We start from the raw sequence: 24,221 nt of genomic DNA, 5'->3' as shown, positions 1-24,221 counted from the left end.
AGACGCGCTACATGGCCGTGGCGTCACGCCACTGGTTGATCGTGTCGAGCAGCGCCTTCATTTTCGGCTGCGACTGCGACCGGGCCGGAAAATACAGGTACAGGCCCTGATCGGGCGGAATGAAGCTTTGCAGAGTGGCCTCCAGCTCCCCGGCCGCCACATGGGCGCCAACTTCCATGTCGGAGACAAACGCCAGCCCCATTCCCTGACGGGCCATGGCGACGAGCATCGCACGGCTGTTGACGACCACGCGGCCCGTGACATCGACCGTGAAGTGGCGCCGGCCTTCTCGGAACTCCCAGTGGTGCATGCGCCCGGAGGCGGCGAAACGATAGCGGATGGCTTCGTGACCGGTCAACTCGGCTGGCGTCGACGGGCGCCCATGCCCCGCGAAATAGCCCGGCGTGGCGACGACCGACCACGTCACCGGCGGTGTCATGCGCACCGCCAGCATGTCTTTTTCTACCGCGCTGTCCAGGCGTATTCCGGCGTCGTACCCCTCTGCGATCAGGTCCACGAATCCGTCATTGCTGTCGATGTCGAGCGTGACGTCGGGATACGCAAGCCGGAAGCGCGGCACCAGCCCGGCCAGGACGCGCTCGTTGACCACGTGCGAGGCGGTGATGCGCAGCGTCCCGCTGGGCCGCTCGCGATGATCGTGCAAACTCGTCAGCGCATCGGCGATGTCGAGACTCGCCGGACGCAGGCGCTCATATAGCGCGGCCCCGGTTTCGGTCAACCCGACGCGCCGGGTGGTCCGCTGGAACAACACGACGGCGTGGCGCTGCTCGAGCTGGCGCACGCTTTTGCTGACCGCCGCCGTGCTGACGCCCAAGACCTGTGCCGCAGTGGTGAAGCTCTTGTGTTCGGCCACCGCGAGGAACACGCTGATGCCATCGAAAAGGTCGTGCACGCCCATGATTATTAACCTCTGGTTGATACCGTTTAAATGATTACCTAGTTTATCTCAACAACCTGCAACGTTATGCTGTCTTTTCACACAAACGGAGGGGGTTAAGATGAAACAACGTCATTGGTTTATCACCGGTACATCCAGCGGGCTGGGACGCGAAATGACCGAGCAATTGCTGCACGGCGGCGCGCATGTATTTGCCACCGTGCGGCGCCGCGACGCGCTGGCCGATCTTGAGGAGCAGTACGGCGACCGGTTGCGGGTGGCGGTGCTGGACGTCACCGACATGGTGGCGATCCGCGAGGTGATGGCGCAGGCGTTTGCGGCCTGGGGCCGGATCGACGTCGTCGTCAGCAATGCCGGCTACGGGTTGGTCGGCGCGGCCGAGGAACTCACCGACGACCAGATCGCACGCCAGATCCAGACCAACCTGACCGGCTCGATCGGGGTCATCCGGGCCGCCATCCCCGCTTTGCGGGCGCAGGGAGGCGGACGGATCATCCAGGTCTCGTCGGAAGGCGGGCAACTGAGCTATCCGGCATTTAGCCTCTACCACGCGACCAAATGGGGCATCGAAGGCTTTGTCGATGCGGTGAGCCAGGAGGTCGCGCCGTTCGGCATCGAATTCACGCTCGCCGAACCCGGCCCGGCCCGCACCGCCTTCGCGGCCGGCATCGAGCGCGCGCTGCCCATGGATATCTACGACGACACGCCCGTGGGTGCTCTACGGCGCGCATTCGACAGCGGCGCCTTCGCCATCGATGGCGACCCGCGAAAAATGGCACGCGCCATGATCGATTCGGCGTCGCACTCCCCTGCTCCGCTACGCCTGACGCTGGGTGCCAGCAGCTACCGGGGCGTGCGCGCCGCGCTCGAAGCGCGACTGGCGCAGCTTGAGGCGAACAAGGCGGTGACCTTATCGACCGATGTCGATGCCGCCTGATCCCTTGGCCATCTGGCCGAACACTTCGTCGCGCCGCACCCAGGCGTGGAACAGCGCCGCGCCGAGGTGCGCCAGGATGGTCAGGAACAGCAAATAAGCCAGGGCGCCGTGTAGCGGGCGCAAGATGCCGTACACCTCGGGGCTGTGCGGCAGGATGGCCGGCAGGTGGACGCCGCCGAACATCGGTATCGGATAGCCGCCGGCCGACAGCATGGCCCAGCCGATCAGCGGCATCGCCAGCATCAGCCCATACAACAGCCAGTGCGACGCGTGCGCGGCGAATTTCTGGATGGCCGGCAAGTCGGCCGGCAGCGCCGGCGTCGGCCGCGCCAGGCGGTTGACCAGGCGCACAAGGGCCAGCAGCAAAATGGCGATGCCAAGCGGACGGTGCAGGTCCAGAAGCTGGTCGCGGTAGCGCAGCGAGACGACCATGCCGGCGCCGACGAACAGCATGGCGAGGATGGCCAGGGCCATGGACCAGTGCAGCACCCGGGCAAGGAGGTTGAAGTGGCGTGGGCGGTTCATCGTGCGCTCCCGTTCTGGCCGATAGGTTGGGCGGTCTTGCCCTGGCTGATTTCACGCTCGCGACGGTTGAACGACACCGAGTACGCCGCCGAGCGCGCATGCAGCACCGGATCGTCGCTGGCGGCGATGCCGGTCGGCAGTATCAAAGGATCGAAATTGAGGTCGCGGCAAGGTCCGGTCGCTTGCGGCTCGGCATGGACCAGCGTCAATGTGCCGATGGTGGCCTCCGGCCGCGTGTCGGGCCAGGCCTTGGATGGATCGGTGATCGGATCGCCAGGCGCGGCGATTTGCACCACCAGGTCCCAGAGCAAAGGGCCGGTGGCGAGGCGCCGGTTCAGGTCGTCGATCAGGAAATTGGGATCGGCCGCCTTCAATTGCTCCGGCGTCAGCGCCACGAACGGCGCGCGCGGACGCATCGACCAGCGCACCATGCGCTCGGTGCCCTGCGCGTCCGTCAGGCGGAACGCGTTGACGCCGTTAAAGCGGGTGCTGCCCAGGCTGTCCGACCGGGGCGCCGATTTGGCCCAGGCCTGGAACGCGGCGATCTCCGGGTTGGCCGCCAGCACGGCCTTCATCTTGTCCGGGTTGGGCTTGCCGGTGGCGGGATCCGGCGCGCCGGCCTCGTTCATGGCCTGGAATGCCTGCGGCGTGGCGGCGGCGAAGAACGGAAAACTGTTCATCGCGATGCGCCACTCCTGGCCGTCGTCCGTTTTCAGCTGCACGGCCATGCCGCGCACCGGGGACGCGCCGTCCGGCGCGTACGGATTGTTGGAGGAGGCGGAAAAGCGGCCGATGACGGCGATCGACGGCTGCGAGAACGCGCGCGCAGTCGATAGTTTGGCCGCTTCCGGCGCCGGTGCGAACGTGCCGGCAAAGCACACGCCCTTGCTGTGCGCGCGCCGGAAACCGGCCGCCTGCTTGCCCGACGTCTCGGCGAAGTCCATCATTTTTTGCGGCGTCAGGTCGTGATTGCCGAACCAGCCGCCCACCCACGCGAACAGCGCGGCGAGGACGGCCAGGATCAAAGCGATCGGTAGCAGCAGAAGCATGGCGCTGCGCTGCGGTGTGGGCGTGGGGGTGGGCATGTTGGCTTTCGTTGGTTGCTACGTTGGTTGCTACGTTGGTTGCTACATCAGTGAACCGATTTTAGCCGCCTTGCGATTACTGTCTGATTACCAATTGTTTCTGTTATGTATCAGCTTCGGGGGGTGGTAATATCGCCGACTCATCCGTCCCACTACAGGAAATCCATGGCCGTCTCCAGCGCAACCGTCCCCGCCTCCGCCCCGCTCATCGCCTCCGATCCCGTGGTGCTCGGCATTCTGGTCACGATTCTTGCGCTGGTGATGGCCAGCGAACGCTCGACGCACCCGTTCTGGCGCAAGTTCTACGCGGTGGTGCCGGCGCTGCTGCTGTGCTATTTCATCCCCGGCCTGCTCAACACCTTCGGCGTGATCGACGGCGAAACCTCGCGCCTGTATCCGATGGCGCGCGACTACCTGCTGCCGATGGCGCTGGTGCTGCTGACCCTGGCCTGCGATCTCAGCGCGATCGCGCGGCTCGGACCCAAAGCCATCATCCTGTTCCTGACCGGAACCACCGGCGTCATCGTCGGCGCGCCGGTGGCGCTGGCGATCATGGGCGCATTCGACCCGTCACTGCTGAACCCGGAAGGCCCGAACGCCATCTGGCGCGGCATGACCACCACCGCCGGCGCCTGGATCGGCGGCGGCGCCAACCAGGCGGCCATGAAGGAAGTGTACGGCGTGGGGGCGGACGTGTTCGGCAAATTCGTCGCCGTCGATGTCATCTGCGCCAACATCTGGATGGCTTTCCTGCTGTTCCTGGCCAGCCGCGGCGCCCGCATCGACGCCTGGCGCGGCGCCGACACCAGCGCGCTCGACGCGCTGCGGATCAAGGTCGAGAAAGTGCAGCTGGAAAGCGCGCGCATCGCCGGTTCCTACGACATGGTGCTGATCCTGGCGTACGGTCTGGGCGCCACCGGCCTGGCGCACTGGATGGCCGGCTACATCGTGCCCTTCATCAAGACCCACGCGCCGCACCTGGAGCGCTTCAGCCTGACGGCCAACTTTTTCTGGGTGACGGTGCTGGCCACCACCTTCGGCCTGCTGCTCTCGTTCACCCGCGCCAAAAAGCTCGAAGGCGCGGGCGCGTCCAAGGTCGGCTCGGTGGCGATCTATGTGCTGGTGGCCACCATCGGCATGCAGATGAACCTGGCCGCCATCTTCTCGGACCCCGAGCTGTTCGTGCTGGGCTTGATCTGGATCAGCTTCCACGGTGCGCTGATGCTGGGCATGGCCTGGCTGATCAAGGCGCCCGTGTTCTACATGGCCGTGGGCAGCCAGGCCAACGTGGGCGGCGCGGCCAGCGCGCCGGTGGTGGCCAGCGCCTTCCACCCGGCGCTGGCGCCGGTGGGCGTGCTGCTGGCCGTGCTCGGCTATGCGCTGGGCACGTACGGCGGCTGGATAGCCGGACAACTGCTGCGCTTGCTTACAGGAGCATGAGGGCACATTCCTTGCGCGTTGATGCCTTCCGCCCACAAATGTCCCATTAAAGCCCGCACGCCGCGCATCGGCGCTGGCGAATTGCTGTGAGCCAATGTTATGCTTCTTCCTGTCCGCCACCGAAGGAATAGCCAAAAATGACATTGCATGCAGAAACACCGTTCGACCAGCCCGATCTGGCCGCCTTGCTGGAACACAGCGACGCCGAAGGGCTGGACGCCCTGGGATTCGGCGTCATCGGTTTCGACCATGACGACCGCGTCCAACGCTACAACGCTTTCGAATCGCAAGCTGCCGGGCTGCGGGCGCAGCGGGTCGTGGGGGAAGACCTGTTCGTGGCCGTCGCACCGTGCATGAACAACTTCATGGTGGCCCAGCGCTTCACCGACGCGCGCGCCGAGGGCGCGCCGCTCGACGACACCATCAACTACGTGCTGACCTTGCGCATGCGCCCGACCAAGGTCAAGCTGCGGCTGCTGTACCAGCCCGGCGCGGCGCTGGCATACGTGCTGGTGCAGCGGCCGTGAGCGCCCTCGCCGAACATCCGGACGCGCAGGAATACGAGGCGCTGTTGCAGTTCCTGTACCTGGCGCCGGTGGGCCTGGTGCAGCTGGCGGCCGACGGCGCCATCCAGATGCTCAATCCCTTGTCGGCGCAGCTGCTCATGCCGCTCAGCCGCGATGGCGGGCTGACCAACCTGTTCGAGGCGCTGGCGCCGGTGGCGCCCGACCTGCGCTCGCAATGCGCCAGTTTCGCCGCCCCGCAGGGACAGGTGTGCGACGCCGTTCGCCTGTATTTGCATGCGGACGACAACGGCGCCGGACCGCAGGTCATGTCGCTCAGCGTTTTAAAACTGAACGCCGATCGCTTGATGGCGGTGCTCACCGACGTCACCGTGCAGGACCGCCGCGAGCGCCAACTGCGCAAGACCGACGCCTGGCTCAATGCCATCATCACCAACATCACCGACTATGCGCTGGTCAGCCTGGATCGCCAGGGACGGGTCGAGTCCTGGAACGAAAGCATCGAGCGCGTCACCGGCTATGACTCGGCCGGCATCAAAGGCCAAAACTACGCGCGTTTCTATCCCGACGGCGCCACCACCGAGGCGCAGCAACTGGACCGCCTGCGCGAGGCCGACGAAAACGGCTGGACCCTGGACGAGGGCCTGCGGCGGCGCGCCGACGGCAGCGAGTTCTGGGGCAGCGCCATGATTTCGCCGCTGCCGCTGCGCGGCGACGAGGACGTTCCCGCCGGCGGCCCGGCAGCCGACGACGAGCCGGCCTATTGCATGATCATCCGCGACATTTCCGACTGCCGCGACGCCAGCGACAACCTGCGCAAGGCCACTTACAGCGACCACCTGACCGGCCTGTCGAACCGGCGCGCGTTCTTCGAGGCGGCCGAGCTGGAGCTGACGCGCCGCAAGAAGGCGGTGCGCCCGGTGGCGCTGATCGTGATCGACGCCGACCATTTCAAGGCCGTCAACGATGGCCACGGCCACCCGGCCGGCGATGCGGTGCTGGCCCATCTGGCGCAAACCATGCGCCGCGTGTGCCGCCAGGTGGACGTGCTGGCGCGCATCGGCGGCGAGGAATTCGCCATCATCCTGCCTTCCGTCGCGCTGGACGACGCGCTGGCCATCGCCGAGCGCCTGCGCGCCGAGGTGGCCTCGGCGCCGGTCACCTACGCGCAGCAGCCGATCGCGTACTCGATCAGTCTGGGGGTGGCCGTCATGGACGACACGCTGGCCGGCTTCGACGACCTGATGAAGCGCGCCGACGAGGCCTTGTACGCGGCCAAGCGGGGCGGACGCAACCGGGTGGCCGCGTGGCAAGCGCCAGCGCCGGCATGAGCGGCGACACCGACCTCGCCTACGAGGCGCTGATCCAGTTCCTGTATCGGGCGCCGGTGGCGCTGATCCAGCTGCAGCAGGACGGCGCCATCGAAATGCTCAACCCGATGGCGGCGCGCCTGCTGATGCCGCTCGCGCCGGACGGCGAGATGGACAACTTTTTCCACGTGCTGCGCCGCCACGCGCCCGATTTGCCGCAGCGGTGCGCGGACTTCGCCGCGCCGCAGGGCGTCATTTGCGAGGGCCTGCGCATCGGCGTCGACGACGCCGGCAACCACGCCGAGGCCCCAGCCGTGCTCTCGCTCGGCCTGCTCAAACTCGACAACAACCGCCTGATGGCGGTGCTGCTGGACGCCACCCAGGAGGTGGTGCGCGAACGCAGCATGCTGGCGCGCGCGGCGCAGGTGGACACGCTCACGCAGTTGCCCAACCGGGCCGGGACGCTGGCCTTGCTGCGCAAGATGGCCGCGCGCGGGCGGGACGCCAGCGGCGACCACGGCGCGCTGCTGTTGCTCAACCTGGACCGCTTCAGGCAAGTCAACGATACGCTGGGCAATGCGGTGGGCAACCAGGTGATCGCGCTGGTTGCCGAGCGGCTGCGCACGACGCTGCGCGCCGGCGGCCGCGTCAGCGACGACGGCATCGCCACCGAAACCGCCACCCACCTGGGCGGCGACGAATTCACCGTGCTGCTCGACGGCTTGCCGGAACCGGCGGTGGTCGGGCGCATCGCCGCCCGCCTGCTCGAACGCCTCGGCCAGCCCTATCGCGTCGGCGACCGCGAACTGGCCCTGACCTGCAGCCTGGGCATGGTGATGCTGGAGGGGGGCTCGCGCGATGCCGACGACCTGCTGCGCGACGCGGCGATCGCGATGACGGTGGCCAAGTCGCAGGGCGGCCACCGCATGGTGCGGTTCGAGCAGGACATGCGCGATCAAGCCTTGTTGCGCAGCAGCCTGGAGGCGGATTTGCGCACGGCGGTCGAGCGCGGCGAACTGTTCAATGTGTACCAGCCCGTGGTCGGCCTGATGGACGACGGCCGGATCGATCCCGCCGCCGGCGTCGAGGCGCTGGTGCGCTGGCGCCACCCGGTGCGCGGCCTGGTCGCGCCGATCGAGTTCATCGGCGTTGCCGAATCGACCGGCATGATCCATGCGATCGGCGAGCAGGTGCTGGCCACGGCCTGCCGCGATTTCGTCGCATGGCAAGGCCAGCTGGGCGCCGGTGCGCCCCGTCTGCTGGCGGTCAACCTGTCGCGCGCGCAGCTGGCCGAGTCCGACCTGTGCGACAAGGTCGCCGCCATCCTCGCCGCCAGCGGCATGCCGGCGCAGCAGTTGCAGCTCGAGATCACCGAGAGCCTGGCGGCGCAAGGCGCCGACATCCAGCAGCAACTGCTCGGCCTGAAAAGGCTGGGCGTGAAGCTGGCGCTCGACGATTTCGGCACCGGTTATTCATCGCTGTCGAGCCTGCACCTGCTGCCCGTCGACACCGTCAAGATCGACCGCTCGTTTATCACCCTGGCGGCCGGCAGCGCCCACCACAAGGTATTGATCGAAGCGACGGTGCTGGTGGCGCGCAGCCTGGGCATGAACACGGTGGCCGAAGGGATCGAAACCGTCGAACAGGCCGGCGTGGCCCATGGCCAGGGCTGCGACAAGGGCCAGGGCTACCTGTACAGCCGGCCGCTCGAGAGCGCCGCGCTGGTTCAATGGCTGGCCGCGCAGCCGGCCGGTTAAGGGACCGCAGCGGCAGGACGGCGCAGCATCAACGCGCCGCAGCGGCGTCGGTGACCAGACGCACATCGCCCCAGGTCGCCACCGTCGGCTGCACCGGTTCCCGCTTCGTGTTCCGCGCCACCAACTCGATGAGCTTGACGCCCTTGATATCGGCCCTGATCGGGGCCGCCTTGCCGCCCCAGACCGTCACCGGGCTTTCGGCAAGCAGCTTGCCATCGCCATAGACAAAAAACCGTACGCCCGGACTCGCCTTGCCGGAGGAATCATCCACGCCCACCGACGCCATCAGCAGCGCATGGCCAGCGTCGTTGCGGACTTGAAGCCGTGAATTGGACAGCACGCCGAGGCCGGATTCGAACGGCTGTCCGGCAATCTGCAGCGTCTGGCCGAAAGGCGTGGTGTCCGCCTGCGCGCCGCCCCAGCCCGCGTACTGGGGTCGCGTTCCACCGGAGCGCGTGCCGGTCCAGGGGTCGATCATGCGATGGATGGTCGGGTCGAGCTCCGGCTGCCGGGTGCCATCGACGGCGACGTTGATCGCGCCGGGAATTTCGGACAGGTAGACGCCGTTCGACAAGCGCCGCTTGCCGGTCGCTTCGAACACGCGCGTTTCGTGCGGGGCCAACGTGAACGCCTGTTCGCCGCTGAAGGTCGACCGCTCCTTGGTCCAAAGGTCCCGCAGGACGACCGGCGCATCGTCGGCCAACTTCAGATGACTGGCGAGCAAGACCACCGGGGTCGGCGTCGCGCCACGGTTGAACAGCGCCACGGCCTTGCGGTCGCCCTCGCCCAGCGTCTTGACGATGATCTGCGCATCGTCGGAGTCGTAGGCCACCACCGCCTGGTGTCCCGCCTTGTCCTGGTTGAGGCGAACCAGATCCGCGTTGCCCAGCACGCCCAGCAGCGAAGCCGGTCCAGTGCGCAGGTCGTAGCTGATCAGCAGCGGCGCGTTGATCATCGCCCACAAGGTAAAGTGCGAGCGCGCTTCCACCAAATGGTCCGCATCGAAAGCCTCGTGCCCGATGTGCAGGATGTCCGGATCGTTCCAGTGGCCGGGGCCGGCGTAGAGCGCGCGCTTCGCCGCGCTGTCGAAGTTATGCAGCATGCTGGTCCAGCTGGGCGTGATGTCGCTGCTCGTGCGCCACAGGTTGCCGACGTCCTTGCCCCACGAACGGACATTCGCCATGCCCCAGGCGCAGATCGACAGGATGTAGTCGTCGTCCGCATTGGCGGCCTTGAGGGCCGCGGCAACCGCCTCGTACCGGGCCCGCACCGCGTCGCTATCGGTGCGGTTGATCGCGCCGCGGTCGATCAGCGGGGCGACAGCGCGGTACTGCTGCTGTGCCACCAACGGCGAGCCGGGCACGAAGTCGGCGAGGCCGCAAGCGTCGATCTTGATGTAATCGAAGCCCCATTCCTTGAAATACAGTTCGATGTCCTGCTCGACATGCCCATCGAGTCCAATTTCGCGCTCGGCGGTCGTGCCTTGCGGCAGATTGGGCGAGTGCAGGTCATAGGCCTGCGAACAGGCATTGCGACCGATGTCGGTATAAATGCCGGCTTTCAGGCCCATGGCGTGCAGCTTGTCCGTAAACGGTTTGAAACTGGTCCCATCCTTGCCTCCGGTGGCTGCCGACGGGAAGATATTCGTGCGTATCTGCAAACGTCCATCGCCCTGGCGTCGCTTGAGCCACCAGCCATCGTCGACGTTGACATACCGGTAGCCGAGCGCCGCCAACCCGCTGTCGACCAGCACCCGGGCGGCGCCGATGACCTTGTCCTCGTCGACTTCGGTACGAAACGCATTCCAGCTGTTCCAGCCCATCGGCGGCGTGGCCGCCCCTCCCCCTGCGCGTCCTTCCCACCGCGCCGCCGGCGCCAGTGGATCGTCGCCGGACATGGCGACGCCCGGCATGACCAGCATGGCCAGCGCCGCCGCCAGCAGCCCGCGAACGACAGCGGGCCGGTGTAATTTTCCGTTATTGGACCGGCAATCTGGCATGCGTAACCCTTTACTTGTTTTCATTGAGATAGTCAAAACTTCAAGCTTGCACCCAAGGTGATGGATCGGCCGTAGCGGTAATAGCCGTTGGGAAGGCTGATGGTGCCGTTGCCCAGCGTAGGCTTCTGCACCGCATCGGTCAGGTTGTTGCCTTCGATGCTGATGCGCAGCGACTTGTTAACCTCGTAGGCCAATTGGGCGGTCAGCCACGTCACGGCGTTGGCCGTCTCGTTGAAGCCGGCGCCGATCACATTGGTGGCGGTGACGAAGGCATCGGTGTAGTCGGCCGTGGTGCTCATGCTCCACGGGCCCCGTTCGTACAGCAAGCCCAACGACGCGGTCGCTGGCGCGATGCCCTCGAGCGGGCGTTCGGTACCGTTCACCCAGCTGCGCGAGCGGTTGCGCGTGTACTGCGCGCGTACGCCGAAGCCATTGTCGAACAGGTATTGCAGGCCGATCTCGACGCCGCGCGCGGTGGCCTTGTCGCCGTTGACGGGACGCTGCACGTTGAACAACCGGCCGCCGGGCGCGCCGATGTCCTGGCCCGACAACCAGAGGCTGGTGATCTGGTTCTTGATGTTCTTCTGGTAGACGGCGACCGTAAACGCGGAGTCCTTGGCGAAATACCACTCCAGCGAGACGTCGGCCTGGCGCGCGGTGTACGGCTTGAGCTCGGCATTGCCGCCGTAGATCTGCGTGAAGTCGCCCCAGGAAATGCTGGCGGTGGTACTGGAAGGAGCGAGCTTGTCCACCGACGGGCGCGCCATCGTCTTGGCGGCGCCGAGCCGCAACTGGAGGGCGTCGGTGAGCATGTAGGTGAAGTTGGCCGCCGGCAGCGCGAAAGTGTAGCTGGAATCCTGTTCGACAGCCGACGGCGTGGCGTAGACGGCCGTGTAGTTGAAGGCGCCATTTTCAATGATGTCGGTGATCTTCGCGTCCCAGGCCTGCGCGGTGGTTTTGGTGTGCACCAAGCGCACGCCGAGGTCGGCGTTCCAGCTGTCGCCGGCCAGATCCGCTTGCACGTAGGCCGCAGTGGTCTTCTCGCCGACGCGGTAGCTTTCCAGCGGGTTCCAGGCAGGCGCCGACAAGGCCGAGCTGTAGACGCCGCCGCCCGGACGCGGCTTGCCGTCGTAGGCCTGCAATGCCTGCGCATAGTTGGCGATGTCAAAGCCGAGGAAGCTGCGCGGAAAGTTGCCGCCCACGCCAGACAGGAATCCCTTGGGGGTCAGGGTCTGGTTGATGACGTTGCCGCCCAGGGTCCCCACGTCGATCGCGTTCTGTCCCGAGTAATGATCCTGGCCGCCATTGAAGGCGTTGTTGACCATGTCGCGCGACTTCTTGCGATTGGTCTGGCTCAGGCCGAAATTCAGCTGGCTGATGTTAAAGCGATCCAGCTTCCACTCGGCGCTTGCCGTTGCGCCACGGATGCGGTCGTCGATGTTGTCGCCCGCCCGGCTGTAAAAGTGGGTGTTGAAATCGCTGGCCTTGAACAGGCCCTGCGCCAGGCCGCTCTGCAGGTCGCGGCCGTCGGCGAAGGTGGTCGTCACATCGGGCACGGCGGCGCCGGTGAGCCGGATGCGCGTGACGTTGGGCTGGTTCATGCGCAGCACGACGTAGCTGTCCTTGCCGCCGGAATGGCGCTTGGACGTGGACTCGTAGATGTCGCCCGTGACTTTGAGCGCCGGCGAAATCTTCCAGTCCGCCTTGGCGCCAACCATCGCCGTATCGACCACGCGGTACTCGGTCTTGTTGAGTATCTCCGGGTTGAGCCGCATTTCCGGGTCGGCACCCGACAAGGTGAGGTCAGACACGACGCCGTTGCTGACCTTCATGTCCGACCAGCGGCCCGGCGCGAACAGCGGGTAGAACGACAGCTGGTAGCCGACCTGGGGCGAGTCGAGCCGGGTCTTGAAACCGTCGACAACCACTTTGACGTCGCTGCTGGGCCGCCACTCCACCTTGCCCGAGAACGCCAAGCGCTCCTTCTTCTCCATGATGGAGCCGAAACGGAACTGGCCGGGTCCGATCAGGCCTTCTTCGTCGCGGTCGAGGATGCCGTTGCCGTTGGGATCGATGGCGCCGCCCCAGGTATTGCCCGACTCCCAGAACTGGCTCGGGTCGCTGGGGATCGGATTGCGCGACCAGCCGCCGTCGTTGCCGGCCGTATCGGTGCGCACGTCGCGCTTGGCGTAGACGACGCCGAGCAGCACGCCGAGCTGGTCGCCGAAAGTGTTGCTGTAGGTGCCGGACAGCTTCTTGCCGTTCAGGCTGCTCATCTGGTTGCGGTCGGCTTCCGCGCGCAGCAGGCCGCGCTGGCCTTTCTGGTCGAACGGGCTGGCGGAGCGCAGGTTCACGAGGCCGCCGATGGCGCCTTCGATCAACTGCGCCTGGGTCGACTTGACGACATCCGCGCCGCTGATGACGTCGGCCGGCAAGACGTCGAAGGCAAAGTAGCGGCCCGCGCTGTCGGTGCCCAGCAGGCGGCCGTTGAAGGTGGTGATGGTGTAGTCGGGACCCAGACCGCGAATGCTGACCTTTTGCCCTTCACCGCCGGCCGTGCGGGAGATCGAAACGCCGGTGATATGGCTCAGCGAATCGGCCACGTTGTTGTCGGGGAAGCGGCCAAGTTCGGTCGCGCTGATGCTGTCCTGCACGACGGCGGAGTTGCGCTTGAGCGCCAGCGACTGCTGCAGGCTGGCGCGGGCGCCGGTCACGACAACCTTGGCAACCTCCTCGCCATCGGGGGTGACGGCATCCTGCTGGGCGCGCGCCGGCGCGGCGACCGCCGCCAGTGCGAGCAAGCAGGCGGAAGTGAGTGGATTCAGTACCAGGCGAGGATGAGTGGCGGCGTGCGCGCGGCGGTGCAGGTGACTCATTAAACGGTTCCTTTAAGTTGTCGGAGCAGCGAAGGCGATGCGGGGCAAACCAAAAGACTGTCCGAACGCGCCTACACCTCAGGGGATGGAACCCTGCAACCGCTGGCGTGCGCTGACCTGATTGACACTTTCGTTTTATTTCGCACCGCATGATCTTGACCCAAAGCTCGCTTTAAACATATTTCGAAAGCCAAACGCAAGGAAAAGAAAGCTTTGAAGTGGCTCACTTTATCGCAAAACCTCGTTCGACTCAAAGCATCTTGCGTTTTTTTCATGTGAATGTCGCATTTGTGCGATTTAGCCTCACCCGCGCACGAAAAATGACTCCCCACATTGATGATTTTGAGAATTGCGGCCCATGCACAAGGCCGGCAGAATGCAGTTCATCGTTGAGAGACCGGTTGCCAAGCGCTTCCCGTCCGGCATGAAAGCGCTGGCGGACTATGTGCATGGCAAGGGACTCAAACTGGGCATCTACTCGGACGCCGGCGCGACCACCTGCGGCGGCCGTCCCGGCAGCCGCGGCCACGAGTACCAGGATGCGCGGAGCTATGCGCGCTGGGGCATCGATTACGTCAAGTACGACTGGTGCGACACCCCGGGCTTGAACGCCGAAGCGGCCTACACGACGATGCGCGACGCGATCGCCAAGGCCGGCCGTCCGATGGTGTTCAGCATCTGCGAATGGGGCATGAGCAAGCCGTGGGAATGGGCCGGCCAGGTCGGCCATTCGTGGCGCACCACGCCCGATATCTATAATTGCTTCGACTGCCAGTTCAGTCCCGGCTTTTCGACCGGCCTGGGCGTGCTGCGCATCCTCGACAAGCATGCCGACGACAACCTGCGCAAGTTCGCCGGGCCCGGCCGCTGGAACGACATGGACATGCTCGAAGTGGGCAACGGCATGAGCGAAGATGAAGACCGCGCCCATCTGTCGATCTGGGCCATGATGGCCTCGCCCCTGATCCTGGGCAACGACCTGCGTTCCATGTCGGAGTCGACCCGCCGCATCCTGACCAACCCCGGCGTGATCGCGGTGAGCCAGGACAAGCTGGGTATTCAAGCGCTGCGCGTATTGGCCGACGGTCCGCTGGAGGTCTATGCCAAGCCGCTCGACGGTGGCGAATGGGCACTGATGTTCCTGAACCGTTCCAACCAGGCGGCCGACGTTCAACATGACTGGAAGAAGCAAGTGCTGACCGATGACCTGAGCAAGCGGTCGGTCGATTTCAAGGAGAACGTCTACCGCTGGTCCGACCTGTGGAGCAAAAAGACGGGCGACACCAGCGGCACGCTGCGAGCGAGGCTGGCGCCGCACAGCGTGCTGATGTTGCGCCTGGGCGGCCCTGCGAAACCATAGGTGTTTCCGTAGCCCTCCCATGACAGACAACGTTGGTGGGAGGGTCCGATCCGTCGGAAAAATCTAAATGCAACTATATTGCAACTACGGGCCAATAGTGCAATAATTTCGAGTAACCAATAATCGAAATCAAGGAGCATGATGATCACCCTCCCCCGAAACCGACGTCACTGGTTGCGCGATGTCGCCGGCCTGGCCCTTGGCGGTGTCGGCCTCGCCGCCGCACCGCGCGGCGCCGCCGCAACCGAAGCCTCCGGCAAATGGGAGAGCCTGGCCGCGCATTACGATGTGGCGCCCGACTTCATCAATCTGGAGAACGCCTACTACGGCATCATGCCGACGCCGGTGGCCGACGACTTCAAACGCAACATCGACACCTTGAACCGGCAGAACTCGCGCTATCTGCGCAGCCAGTTCGACCGCGACGGAATCGAAGCCATCCGCGCCAGCCTGGCCGCGCATGCCGGCGTCGCCACCGGGGAAATCGCCATCACCCGGGGCGCCAGCGAGTCGCTGCAAAACCTGATCGCCAATTACCGGCCGCTCAAGGCCGGCGACACCGTCATGGTCGGCAACCTCGACTACGACACCATGATCGACGCGATGAACGACCTGGCGCGCCGTCGCGGCGCCAATGTCGCGACGGTGCGCATTCCCGAACCGGCCACGCGCCATGTGGTGATCGACACTTACGAACAGGCGTTGCGGCAGCATCCGCGCACCCGCCTGCTGCTGCTGACGCACATCAGCCACCGCACCGGCCTGGTGATACCGGTGGCCGAGATCGTCGCGCTGGCCAAGCGCCGCAACGTCGACGTCATCGTCGACATCGCGCAGTCCTGGGGCCAGCTCGATTTCCGCATCCCGGACCTCGGCGCCGATTTCGTCGGCGCCAACCTGCACAAATGGATAGGGGCGCCGCTGGGGCTGGGCTTCCTGTACATCCGCGAATCGCGCCTGCAAGACATCGATATCCAGCTGGGCAACAGCAGCTACCCGGCCACCGACATCCGCGCGCGCGTCCATTCCGGCACGGTCAACGCCGCCAGCGTCATGACCATCCCCGCCGCGCTGAAATACCACGGCCAGATTCCGCTGGCCGAGCGCAGCGCCCGACTGCGCGAACTGCGCGACTACTGGGTGCGGCGCGTGCTGGACGTGCCGGGCGTGCAGATCCTCACGCCCGAGGAGCCCGGCATGTACGGCGCGGTGACCTCCTTCCGCCTGCGCGGCAAGACCAGTTTCGAGGACAACGTGGCGCTGGCCAAACGGCTGATGGACGAGCATGGCATTTTCACCGTCGCGCGCAGCGGCCCGGTGGGCGGCGCCTGCATCCGCGTGACGCCGGCCTTCTTCACCCGCACGTCGGACCTGGACCGGCTGGTTGCCGCCATCCGTGTGCTCGCCGCCAAGGCGTAAGCGCTCGCGGCCGGCGACTCGCCGCGAGCCGTCCGGCCGCGCTCGCGCTCAGTGCGACACTGAACGGCTCCAGCGGTCGCCCGGTTGCTTCCAGTACCTGGCGGCCACGTAGCCCCACGGCATGGCGATCGGGATGATGACGACCAGTCCGACCGCGAACAGGTTTTCCAGCATCGACTGGTCCAGCGGGCCGGCGCGCCACGCCGGCAGCGCGACCACCAGCAGCCAGATGGTTTTCCAGGTCAGTTCCCACAACAACACGGGCAGCATTTGCAGCGGGTAACGGATGCCCAGCGCACACAGCAAGCCGAACGCCGCCAGCATGCAGTTGACGAAGCCTTGCGCCACGCCCCATGGCTGCGCGTGGTGGATCACGCCGGGCCAGATCACCAAGCCCAGTCCGACGGCGATGATCAGGTACACGATTCTCAACATATACAGACGGGTCAGCGATACTGCTTGCATGGCGAAGCTCCTTGAGATTGGATTACTCGACTTCTTTCAGAATTTTTTCGATGGCGATGACGCGGGACTTCAAATCCGCCAGCGCGGCGGCCGTTTCAGCCTGCGCGGCCACGCTGCGTTCGGCCAGCAGGCGGTAGTCGTTGTCGCTTTGCTGGCGCAACTTGGCTTGCTTGAGCTGCACAATGAAGCGCATGCCGAAAATCAGCAGCACCGTCATTGGTAGCAGGAATATCGTCAGCAAATAGATAGGTTCGGACATAAAAGCCTCTAGGTTTCGAGATGGGTGGACAAGGACTGCGCCGCCTCGGCGATCGCGGACGGCGTGAGCTGGACGCTGAAATCGGGCACTTCAAAATAATTCAGCGCCTTGCCGTCGGCGGACAATTCCAGTTTGCTGGTGACCAGGCCGGCGTCTTCCAGTTTTTTCAGATGCAGATGCAGCAACGGGCGGCTGATACCGAGTTCGCGCGCCAGCTGGCTGACGTAATTGCGGCCGCCAGACGTGAGTGCCGCCACGATGCGCAACCGGTGCGGGTTCGATAGCGCCGACAGCATTTCCAGCAGCTGGTCTCCGGTTGGGGATGGCGTTTTCAGTTTCATGTGTCAACAATATCTTACACGTGACAGCGAGTCAAACTTTAATTTCAAAAATCGCGAGATAGACCGCCCTCCCCCGAGTCGCCTGGATAGACGACGACGCCCATCCGGAGCGCACTTCCGACTACAATCGAGTAATCTGCGAGTTTTCCCGACCGCGCCTGGAGAGACCGAATGACCGTTGCCGACCGCCTGCCCACAATCAATGCATTGATATCCGCAGGCGTTGCCGCGCTCTGCCTGACGGGCGGCTTGTCGGCAGCGCAAGCAAGGGAGGCTCAACAGGCCGAGCATCAAATCGACGTCCCCGGCGCATCGCCGTTCGTCGTGTATCGTCCCGAGACGGTCAAAGCGGGAGCGCCGGCCCCGCTAGTGTTCTTGCTGCACGGGAGCTCGGGCGAAGGAGCATCCATACTGCGCCGCTCCAACCTCAAAACCTTGGCCGACAAGCACGGCTTTATCATCGCGGCGCCGACCGGCGCGATACGGCTCGCCCAGGGATTCGCGTGGAATATACCCGGCGTGGTGACCGCTGGCGGCGCGGCGCCCGGCGCTGGCGACCGGGATGACGTGAAATATCTGCTGTCGATCCTCGATTTGCTTGCCGAACAAGGACTGGTCGACCGCAGCCGCGTCTACGCGACAGGCTTTTCCGGTGGCGGCCGCATGGCAAGCTGGCTGGGATGCGTCGCGTCGACACGCTTCGCCGCCATCGCTCCGGTGGTAGGCCTGCGCGCGGGCGCGCCGCTTGCGTCGGACCCGCGACAGCCCGACCCGGACAGCTGCCGGCCGGAATCCGCTGTTCCCGTTGTGACGTTTGCCGGCGACAGCGATACGACCAACCCGATTGCCGGCGGTGGCGCCAAATATTGGCAGTACTCCATGCATGCCGCTGAAATGCGATGGGCCGGACTCAATCGCTGCGAGCGCCGCCCTGTCACACGACGGATCTCGGCAAACGTCTACCAGGAGCTCTACGATGGCTGCCAGGACGGCGCCATGGTCACCGCCTATATCACCGAGGGAGGCGGCCATACATGGCTTGCCGATGAGGAAGCCATGTGGAAGTTCTTCTCCCGCTACGCCCGCGCGGCGGATGGCAAATTACTGACAGGCGACAGTCCCGACGCGTCGGCGGCGTCCCGACAATGATACGTGCGCTACGCTCCATTTTCCTTGCCGCATGCGCCCTGTGCTTATCGGCCTCATCGACGTCGGCGCCCGTGCCGGTTTCAGGCGTCGCACCGCTCGAATTACGGGTCGCCGTGGTGTCCGATGGCCGCGCGGACTACTTCGTCCGCCTGCTCGAAGAGTCATTGAAGCTGATCAAACAACCCTACAATATCCAATACGTCAAGGACATCCCCGCCCGCCGCATGTGGTGGATGCTGGGCCAGGGTGATATCAATCTTTTTTACGGCATCCAGTCGAAGGACAAGGATGGCAGCAAGGAGCTCGTCCCGGTGCGTAACGCGCTGACCAATGGGCTGATCGGCCAGCGTGTCCTGCTCATCCGTCGAACCGATGCCGAAGCGTTCGCACGGGTCCGATCCGTAGGCGATCTGAAGCGCACCAGACTCATAGCCGGGCTAGGTGCCGGCTGGCACGATGCCAAGGTGTTCAAGGCGTCGGATTTGCCGCTCTACGAGCACACCGCGCCATGGAGTACGATTTACGCGATGGTCGCTGCGGGAAACCGCCGCGTCGACTATCTTCCGCGCGGCGTCACCGAGGTGTTGGAAGAGGCGCGCGCGCATCAGGAATTGGTTGTGGAGCAGCATTTGCTGTTGGCGTATCAAGCCGACTTCATTTTCTATCTCGACGCAACGGCCGCGCGCTATCGGCCGATTCTGGAGCGGGCCTTGAGGCAAGCCGAAATTACCGGACTCAAAGCGCGCCTGATCGAGGAAACGTTCGGTGCCGATATCAGGGCGCTACAGCTGAACGGCCGGCTGCGCCTGAACCTGCCTCCCGGCCAGGCCCGTTAGAACACGCTGGGCACCAGGTTTTCCCCGCCTGATACCTCGATGACGGTACCTGTGACATAAGGATTGGACATGAGAAACAGCGCGGCGTGCCCGATATCCTCCGCCGTACCCACCCGGCGCGCCGGAAAAGTGTTCCGCACCCTTTCTTTCAGATCAATGCGCTCGCTAGCGGATAAGCCACTCCACAGGTCCGTGTCGACGTAGCCGGGACGTATCGTGTTGACGCGGATCGGCGCCAGCTCGAGCGCCAGTGAACCGGACAGCGATTCCACCGCCGCAAACGCGGCAACCACCGCCGCCAGGCCTTTTTTTGCCCGCGCCGCCAAGCCGCCGGTGAGGAAAGTAATCGAACCGCCCGCCTTCAGATGGGGCGCAGCGTAACGCGCGCAGGCCCAGCTGCCCATGAACTTGGTGTCCATGTAGCTGCGCACGCCGCGCATATCGTCCGCCATGAACGTTTCCCAGGTTCCGAAGGCCGGCCCCGACGTGACAACCAAATGATCGAACGGTCCGATGGCGTCGAATGCGTCGCGCACCGCCGGTTCGTCGCTGATATCCAGCACCACCTGGTTGAAATCAGCAAGTTGCGGACGTTCGGCGTCCGACGCGGTCCGCCGGCTGGCGACCGTCACGGACGCGCCCGCCGCGTGCGCCGCACGCGCGACGCCCAAACCAATGCCGGTTTTTCCGCCGACGACCACGACCTTTTTCTCGGCAAGGCTTAGTGGCGAGTTCGCGAAGGGTTCGCTTCCATTTTCCGATGTGCTCATGGTTTTTCTCACATTGCTTAATGATTGATAACGAGCGCCATCATAATTCCATTGTCACAGGATGATAATTGCGATATTTTGAATGAGATAGATTCTGGAATGGAATGAATATCCTCGTTCCGTCCCGCTATTCAACTTTCACGGCAAGGAACCATGGACCGTTTTCATGAAATGGCTGCGTTTGTCGCGGTCGTCGAAACCGGGGGCTTCTCCGCCGCCGCACGCCGGACGGGCGACACGCAGTCCTCGATCAGCAAGCTCGTCGGCTCGCTGGAAAAAAGACTGGGGGTGAAGTTATTTAACCGAAGCACCCGCAGCGTGACGTTGACCGACGATGGACAGAGTTATTACCAGCGGACCAAGCCACTGCTCGAGGAGATCGATTCGGCCGACCGCGAACTTACCAACCGGACCTTGAATGTCGCAGGCCAAATCAGAATCGCGGTGGCGGCAACTTTCGGCCGCCTTCATATCCTGCCCCTCCTACCGGATCTGCTGTCCCGTTATCCGAAGCTGAAAGTCGATCTTGTCCTGTCGGACTCCGTACGCGACATGGTCGACGACCGCATCGACCTTGCCATCCGCGTCGGCGCTGTCAATGAACTCGATGCAGTGGTGCGGCGCGTGGCGACCTCCAGCCTGGTTTGCGTCGGAGCCCGCCGCTACTTCGACCAGCACGGCATCCCTGCCACCCCTGCGGATCTGGCCCACCATAATTGCCTGGTCTACGAAGGCACGGGCAATGCCGAAACCTGGCCGTTTGTCGGACCGCAAGGGCAATATAGCGTTCCCGTCTCCGGCAACCTCCGGTCGAACAGCATCGAAACGATACGGGCCGGGGTGCTGGCCGGAGTTGGAATCGGGCTGTTCACGCGCATGTCGCTTTGCGACGAATTGCGCCATCCCGACATCATCACGGTACTCGATGATTTTTCGAAACAAGCCCTGGACATCAGCCTGATCTGGGCAAATCGCCGGTTGGTCTCTTCGCGCGTACGCTGCGTTACCGACTACTTCGCCGCCGCGCTCCAGGCCGGCGCGGCCACCTCCTCCTGAACGGCACGCCGATCCGATCTATTCCGGGATCGAATCAAGGTTATTCGACATAGGTCCATTATCAGCGGCGCTTGCGGCGGCTACTATGTTTTCCACTTACCTACACCGGAGGAAAAATGAATCAGCTGAAATCTCAAAGTGCGGTATCCCTGGCACGCCGCGTCATGCTTGCCAGCGGTGCGATTGCCGCGACGGGCCTGCTCAATATCGGGCGGGCTGCAACGCAACCGGCGGCCATACCGCGCCCCGCATCGGCGCCCGAGGCCAATATTGCACTAGAAATTTACAAAGCGCTCGCGGCAGATGAGCTCGACCGGTGGGACGCAGTGGTCCACCCCGACGTGGTCGCCAACAGTCCCGCCGGGCGCAATATCGTCGGCCTGCAGAACCTGAAGCGATGGCAGAAATCGTTCGGGCTCGCGTTCCGCCCGCGAATCGACCTCATCGATCATTTCGTCGCCGGCGACCGGGGCCTGGTCACCATCAATCTGCACTGGAAGCATGACGGCGGACCCTTCAACGGCATTGCGCCAACCGGCAAGGGCGGCACCTCGGTCGAGAGCTTTATGCTGCGGATTGAAAACGGGATGGTCGTCCGCTGGGACATCGCCGACCATTCCCTCGATCTCGCGAATTACCTGCACGACCAGGGAATGAAAATGCCCACGAACGTGACGCCGCCGACGGAGATCAAGGGATAGGCGCAAACCAAGGTGCTGATCAGCTCCGCTCGACCAGTTCCCGAATTGCGACAGCAAAACTGATCGGCGCTTCCTGCGGCACGTTGTGCCCAACGCCAGGCAGTACGCGGCGCGCATAGACTCCGCTGAATTTCCCAGCATCCTCGTCTTCCCGAGGCGGAGGATCGACGCCATCGTCCGCGCCCAGCAGCACGATGCTCGGAACCGAAATATCGGGTTGGCGTGCCAATCTCGCTTCGATCCCTGCATAGGCCGGATCGCCTTCGATGACGCCATACCGATGCCGGTAGGAATGAATCACCACATCGACGAAGTCGGGATTATCGAAAGAGACTGCGGTCCGCTCAAATGTGTCCTCATCAAAGGACCAGGATGGTGACCATGTCTTCCAGAGCAGCCGGCAGATCTCGCGCCGGTTCGTATCCAGGCCTCTGCGGCCCCGCTCGGTGTGAAAGTAGTATTGATACCAGTCGCGTGCTTCCTGTTCCGGCATACCTGGCTCGGCGGCGGCTGAGATGTCCTGAATGTTGTAGCCCTTGCCGGCGCTGACCAAACCGACGACCCGCTGCGGCCATAACGCAGCCACGATACAGGCAGCCCTGCCACCCCAGTCGTAACCACCGAGAATGGCTTTTTGAATATGGAGGGCATCCATCAATGCCAGCAGATCCGCGCCAAGCGCCGCCTGCTCACCCGAGCGCGGCGTATCGGGCGACAGAAACCGGGTCGCGCCATAGCCACGCAAAAACGGGACGATGCAACGGTGCCCTGCACCGGCGAGACTGGCCGTCACCTCGTCAAAGGCATGAGCATCATAGGGAAAGCCATGGAGAAGAACGGTCGGCACGCCATCCGCAGGACCCGCCTCGTAATACGCGACATCCAGGACACCTGCGGACACGCGGTGTAAGATGGGTAGCTGAGCCATGACCAATGCCCCTCCCTTTGATCATTTTCCGCGACGGGAAGCGGCCCGCGCGCCGCTGCTTTTGCGCCGCGAGGCGGACCGGCGGGCAGGCTTGTGCGTGTGTTTCTTCGTCTCGCCCGCTTCGGCGCGCTGTTTATTGACGATACGCGAAGCGACCTCCTCCTCCCGGCCCTTGTAACGGCCCTCCTTCTTAAATTTGCGTTCGATCTTTTTGTATTCCCGTTCGCGCTTCGCATTGGCACCTGTAGGCATGACGCTCTCCTTTGAAAATGAAATTCAGGATACTTTTTGGCGTGCCGGCTGTATGCGAAGTGCCGCACATTTTCCGGCATAAAAATGGGGGCCAGCGGGTTCGCCATGCGATTTGCACGGAGAACGACGTTATGCGAGACAACGCACAGTACGCCTCCGGAAAAGCCGGAAAGATGACGTCACACCCATTGGAAAGGAGCCATGATGGATAAACCAAATTCAAGCAGGCGCGCGGTCGTTGGCGCGGCGGCAACCGGTCTTCTCGGCGCGGCGATGGCGCCATCGCTTGCCAAGAGCGGGGCTGACGCCGGCGCCGATGTGCCGCCGAAAGATCCGCTCACCGCCTATCCCGCGCCACCGTTTCCGAAACAGCAGCAGCCCTGGCCTGGCTTGACCAGCAAGATGAATCCACGCCCCGACCATGGCGAAACCAGCTATAAGGGTTCGGGGCGGCTCAAGGGCCGCAAGGCGCTGCTCACGGGTGGCGATTCCGGCATCGGGCGCGCCGCCGCGATCGCCTACGCGCGCGAGGGCGCGGACGTGGCCATCAACTACCTGCCGGCGGAGGAAGCGGATGCGCGCGAAGTGGTAGCGCTGATACGTGCCGAGGGCCGCAAGGCGGTCGCCATCCCGGGCGACATCAAGGATGAGGCGTTCTGCAAAAAGCTCGTGGCCGATGCCGCGCGCGAGCTGGGCGGCCTCGACATCCTCGTCAACAACGCCGCGCGCCAATTCTCGCGCGACTCCATCCTCGACATGACCACCGCACAGTTCGACGAGACCTTCAAGACGAATGTGTACGCGATGTTCTGGATCACCAAGGCCGCCGTGCCGCTGCTCAAGCCTGGCGCCACGATCATCAACACCGCCTCGGTAAACGCCTACGAGCCGAGCGAAAACCTGATCGACTATGCGGCCACCAAGGGCGCGATCATGATTTTCAGCAAGGGACTGGCCAAGCAGCTGGCGCCGAAAGGCATCCGCGTCAACGCGGTCGCGCCCGGCCCCTTCTGGACGCCGCTGCAGGTCACGGGCGGCCAGCCGCCGGATAAATTGCCGGAATTCGGCGCCGATACGCCAATGAAACGGCCGGGCCAGCCGGCGGAACTGGCGGGCATCTACGTGCTGCTCGCTTCGAACGAATCGAGCTATGCGACCGGCCAGGTGTATGCCGCAGTCGGTGGCAGAGGCGGCCCGTAAATTCCACTAATACTCCAGCCGAAACTATCGACCACTCATTTACCGGACGATGCAACTGCATCCAAAATGAAAAAGCCCCTGAGAGTTAGGGGCCTGGTCTCATCCATCTACGC

The 24,221-nt window shown here is 64.4% G+C and carries 23 protein-coding genes; 12 read left to right on the top strand and 11 right to left on the bottom strand.

All coding sequences use genetic code 11. The features are described from left to right. Positions 1–7 precede the first annotated feature (7 nt). Positions 8–919, bottom strand: a complete 912-nt coding sequence (locus NHH73_14540) for a LysR substrate-binding domain-containing protein (GenBank protein ID USX29431.1) — start codon at positions 917–919, stop codon at positions 8–10. 100 nt (positions 920–1,019) lie between these two features. On the opposite strand from NHH73_14540, the gene NHH73_14535 reads away from it, so the two are divergent. Further along, positions 1,020–1,856 carry an SDR family oxidoreductase gene (locus tag NHH73_14535; protein ID USX29430.1) on the top strand — a complete coding sequence of 279 codons (837 nt, stop codon included), beginning with the start codon at positions 1,020–1,022 and terminating at the stop codon, positions 1,854–1,856. On the opposite strand, the gene NHH73_14530 is transcribed toward NHH73_14535, so the two are convergent. Both NHH73_14530 and NHH73_14525 read right to left on the bottom strand, forming a co-directional pair. Next, positions 1,830–2,381: a cytochrome b gene (locus tag NHH73_14530; protein USX29429.1), complete on the bottom strand. Its 552-nt coding sequence runs from the start codon at positions 2,379–2,381 to the stop codon at positions 1,830–1,832. The two genes, NHH73_14535 and NHH73_14530, sit on opposite strands and share 27 nt — an antisense overlap. Then, positions 2,378–3,466: a catalase family peroxidase gene (locus NHH73_14525; GenBank protein ID USX29428.1), complete on the bottom strand. Its 1,089-nt coding sequence runs from the start codon at positions 3,464–3,466 to the stop codon at positions 2,378–2,380. The genes NHH73_14530 and NHH73_14525 overlap by 4 nt, the downstream gene beginning before the upstream one ends. Before the next feature lie 165 nt (positions 3,467–3,631). Here NHH73_14525 and NHH73_14520 point away from each other — a divergent pair, with 165 nt between their 5' ends. The 4 genes from NHH73_14520 (at position 3,632) to NHH73_14505 (ending at position 8,497) form a co-directional block, all read left to right on the top strand. After that, positions 3,632–4,906 (top strand): DUF819 family protein, encoded by a 1,275-nt coding sequence (locus NHH73_14520; GenBank protein USX29427.1) that lies wholly within the window; start codon positions 3,632–3,634, stop codon positions 4,904–4,906. Between the two features lie 137 nt (positions 4,907–5,043). Then, the gene (locus tag NHH73_14515) at positions 5,044–5,433 is read left to right on the top strand and encodes a phosphonate transporter (protein USX29426.1); all 390 of its coding nucleotides are present in this window, start codon (positions 5,044–5,046) and stop codon (positions 5,431–5,433) included. Beyond that, positions 5,430–6,761: a sensor domain-containing diguanylate cyclase gene (locus NHH73_14510; GenBank protein USX29425.1), complete on the top strand. Its 1,332-nt coding sequence runs from the start codon at positions 5,430–5,432 to the stop codon at positions 6,759–6,761. Before NHH73_14515 ends, NHH73_14510 begins: the two co-directional genes overlap by 4 nt. Next, positions 6,737–8,497, top strand: coding sequence for an EAL domain-containing protein (locus NHH73_14505; GenBank protein ID USX29424.1), 1,761 nt, complete (start codon positions 6,737–6,739; stop codon positions 8,495–8,497). The genes NHH73_14510 and NHH73_14505 overlap by 25 nt, the downstream gene beginning before the upstream one ends. Positions 8,498–8,525: 28 nt before the next feature. Here NHH73_14505 and NHH73_14500 read toward each other — a convergent pair whose 3' ends face one another. After that, on the bottom strand, positions 8,526–10,496 hold the full coding sequence (locus NHH73_14500; protein ID USX29423.1) for an NPCBM/NEW2 domain-containing protein: 1,971 nt from the start codon (positions 10,494–10,496) through the stop codon (positions 8,526–8,528). Positions 10,497–10,528: 32 nt separating this feature from the next. After that, positions 10,529–13,372 (bottom strand): TonB-dependent receptor, encoded by a 2,844-nt coding sequence (locus tag NHH73_14495; protein USX29422.1) that lies wholly within the window; start codon positions 13,370–13,372, stop codon positions 10,529–10,531. 376 nt (positions 13,373–13,748) lie between these two features. Here NHH73_14495 and NHH73_14490 point away from each other — a divergent pair, with 376 nt between their 5' ends. Both NHH73_14490 and NHH73_14485 read left to right on the top strand, forming a co-directional pair. Next, the gene (locus NHH73_14490; GenBank protein ID USX29421.1) at positions 13,749–14,732 is read left to right on the top strand and encodes a glycoside hydrolase family 27 protein; all 984 of its coding nucleotides are present in this window, start codon (positions 13,749–13,751) and stop codon (positions 14,730–14,732) included. Between the two features lie 141 nt (positions 14,733–14,873). Then, complete coding sequence (locus NHH73_14485; GenBank protein ID USX29420.1) at positions 14,874–16,151, top strand: aminotransferase class V-fold PLP-dependent enzyme; 1,278 nt, start codon at positions 14,874–14,876, stop codon at positions 16,149–16,151. A gap of 48 nt (positions 16,152–16,199) precedes the next feature. Here the strand turns inward: NHH73_14485 and NHH73_14480 are convergent, their stop codons facing one another. From NHH73_14480 to NHH73_14470, 3 genes are read right to left on the bottom strand one after another with little or no spacing between them, the layout of a single operon-like run. Beyond that, positions 16,200–16,616 (bottom strand): hypothetical protein, encoded by a 417-nt coding sequence (locus tag NHH73_14480; protein USX29419.1) that lies wholly within the window; start codon positions 16,614–16,616, stop codon positions 16,200–16,202. A gap of 22 nt (positions 16,617–16,638) precedes the next feature. Further along, complete coding sequence (locus NHH73_14475; protein ID USX29418.1) at positions 16,639–16,875, bottom strand: hypothetical protein; 237 nt, start codon at positions 16,873–16,875, stop codon at positions 16,639–16,641. Positions 16,876–16,883: 8 nt separating this feature from the next. Beyond that, positions 16,884–17,216, bottom strand: coding sequence for a helix-turn-helix domain-containing protein (locus NHH73_14470; GenBank protein ID USX29417.1), 333 nt, complete (start codon positions 17,214–17,216; stop codon positions 16,884–16,886). Positions 17,217–17,387: 171 nt separating this feature from the next. On the opposite strand from NHH73_14470, the gene NHH73_14465 reads away from it, so the two are divergent. Both NHH73_14465 and NHH73_14460 read left to right on the top strand, forming a co-directional pair. After that, a complete protein-coding gene (locus tag NHH73_14465) occupies positions 17,388–18,365 on the top strand; it encodes a prolyl oligopeptidase family serine peptidase (protein USX29416.1) in 978 nt (325 codons plus the stop codon). Continuing rightward, positions 18,362–19,201, top strand: coding sequence for a hypothetical protein (locus NHH73_14460; protein ID USX29415.1), 840 nt, complete (start codon positions 18,362–18,364; stop codon positions 19,199–19,201). The genes NHH73_14465 and NHH73_14460 overlap by 4 nt, the downstream gene beginning before the upstream one ends. Here the strand turns inward: NHH73_14460 and NHH73_14455 are convergent. Beyond that, on the bottom strand, positions 19,198–19,971 hold the full coding sequence (locus NHH73_14455; GenBank protein USX29414.1) for an SDR family oxidoreductase: 774 nt from the start codon (positions 19,969–19,971) through the stop codon (positions 19,198–19,200). The two genes, NHH73_14460 and NHH73_14455, sit on opposite strands and share 4 nt — an antisense overlap. Positions 19,972–20,124: 153 nt before the next feature. Between NHH73_14455 and NHH73_14450 the strand changes: the two genes are divergently transcribed. After that, positions 20,125–21,027 (top strand): LysR family transcriptional regulator, encoded by a 903-nt coding sequence (locus NHH73_14450; protein USX29413.1) that lies wholly within the window; start codon positions 20,125–20,127, stop codon positions 21,025–21,027. A 116-nt stretch (positions 21,028–21,143) separates the two neighbouring features. Then, positions 21,144–21,728, top strand: a complete 585-nt coding sequence (locus tag NHH73_14445; protein ID USX29412.1) for an ester cyclase — start codon at positions 21,144–21,146, stop codon at positions 21,726–21,728. A gap of 19 nt (positions 21,729–21,747) precedes the next feature. Here NHH73_14445 and NHH73_14440 read toward each other — a convergent pair whose 3' ends face one another. Next, positions 21,748–22,656 carry an alpha/beta hydrolase gene (locus NHH73_14440; GenBank protein USX29411.1) on the bottom strand — a complete coding sequence of 303 codons (909 nt, stop codon included), beginning with the start codon at positions 22,654–22,656 and terminating at the stop codon, positions 21,748–21,750. A gap of 21 nt (positions 22,657–22,677) precedes the next feature. Next, a complete protein-coding gene (locus NHH73_14435; protein USX29410.1) occupies positions 22,678–22,908 on the bottom strand; it encodes a hypothetical protein in 231 nt (76 codons plus the stop codon). Positions 22,909–23,109: 201 nt separating this feature from the next. On the opposite strand from NHH73_14435, the gene NHH73_14430 reads away from it, so the two are divergent. Then, entirely contained in the window at positions 23,110–24,108 is a 999-nt protein-coding gene (locus NHH73_14430; protein ID USX29409.1) for an SDR family oxidoreductase, read from the top strand. The last annotated feature ends 113 nt before the right edge of the window (positions 24,109–24,221 follow it).

Source organism: Oxalobacteraceae bacterium OTU3CINTB1 (assembly GCA_024123955.1).
Lineage (GTDB): Bacteria > Pseudomonadota > Gammaproteobacteria > Burkholderiales > Burkholderiaceae_D > Rugamonas.
This window is presented reverse-complemented; position numbering and strand designations above follow the sequence as displayed.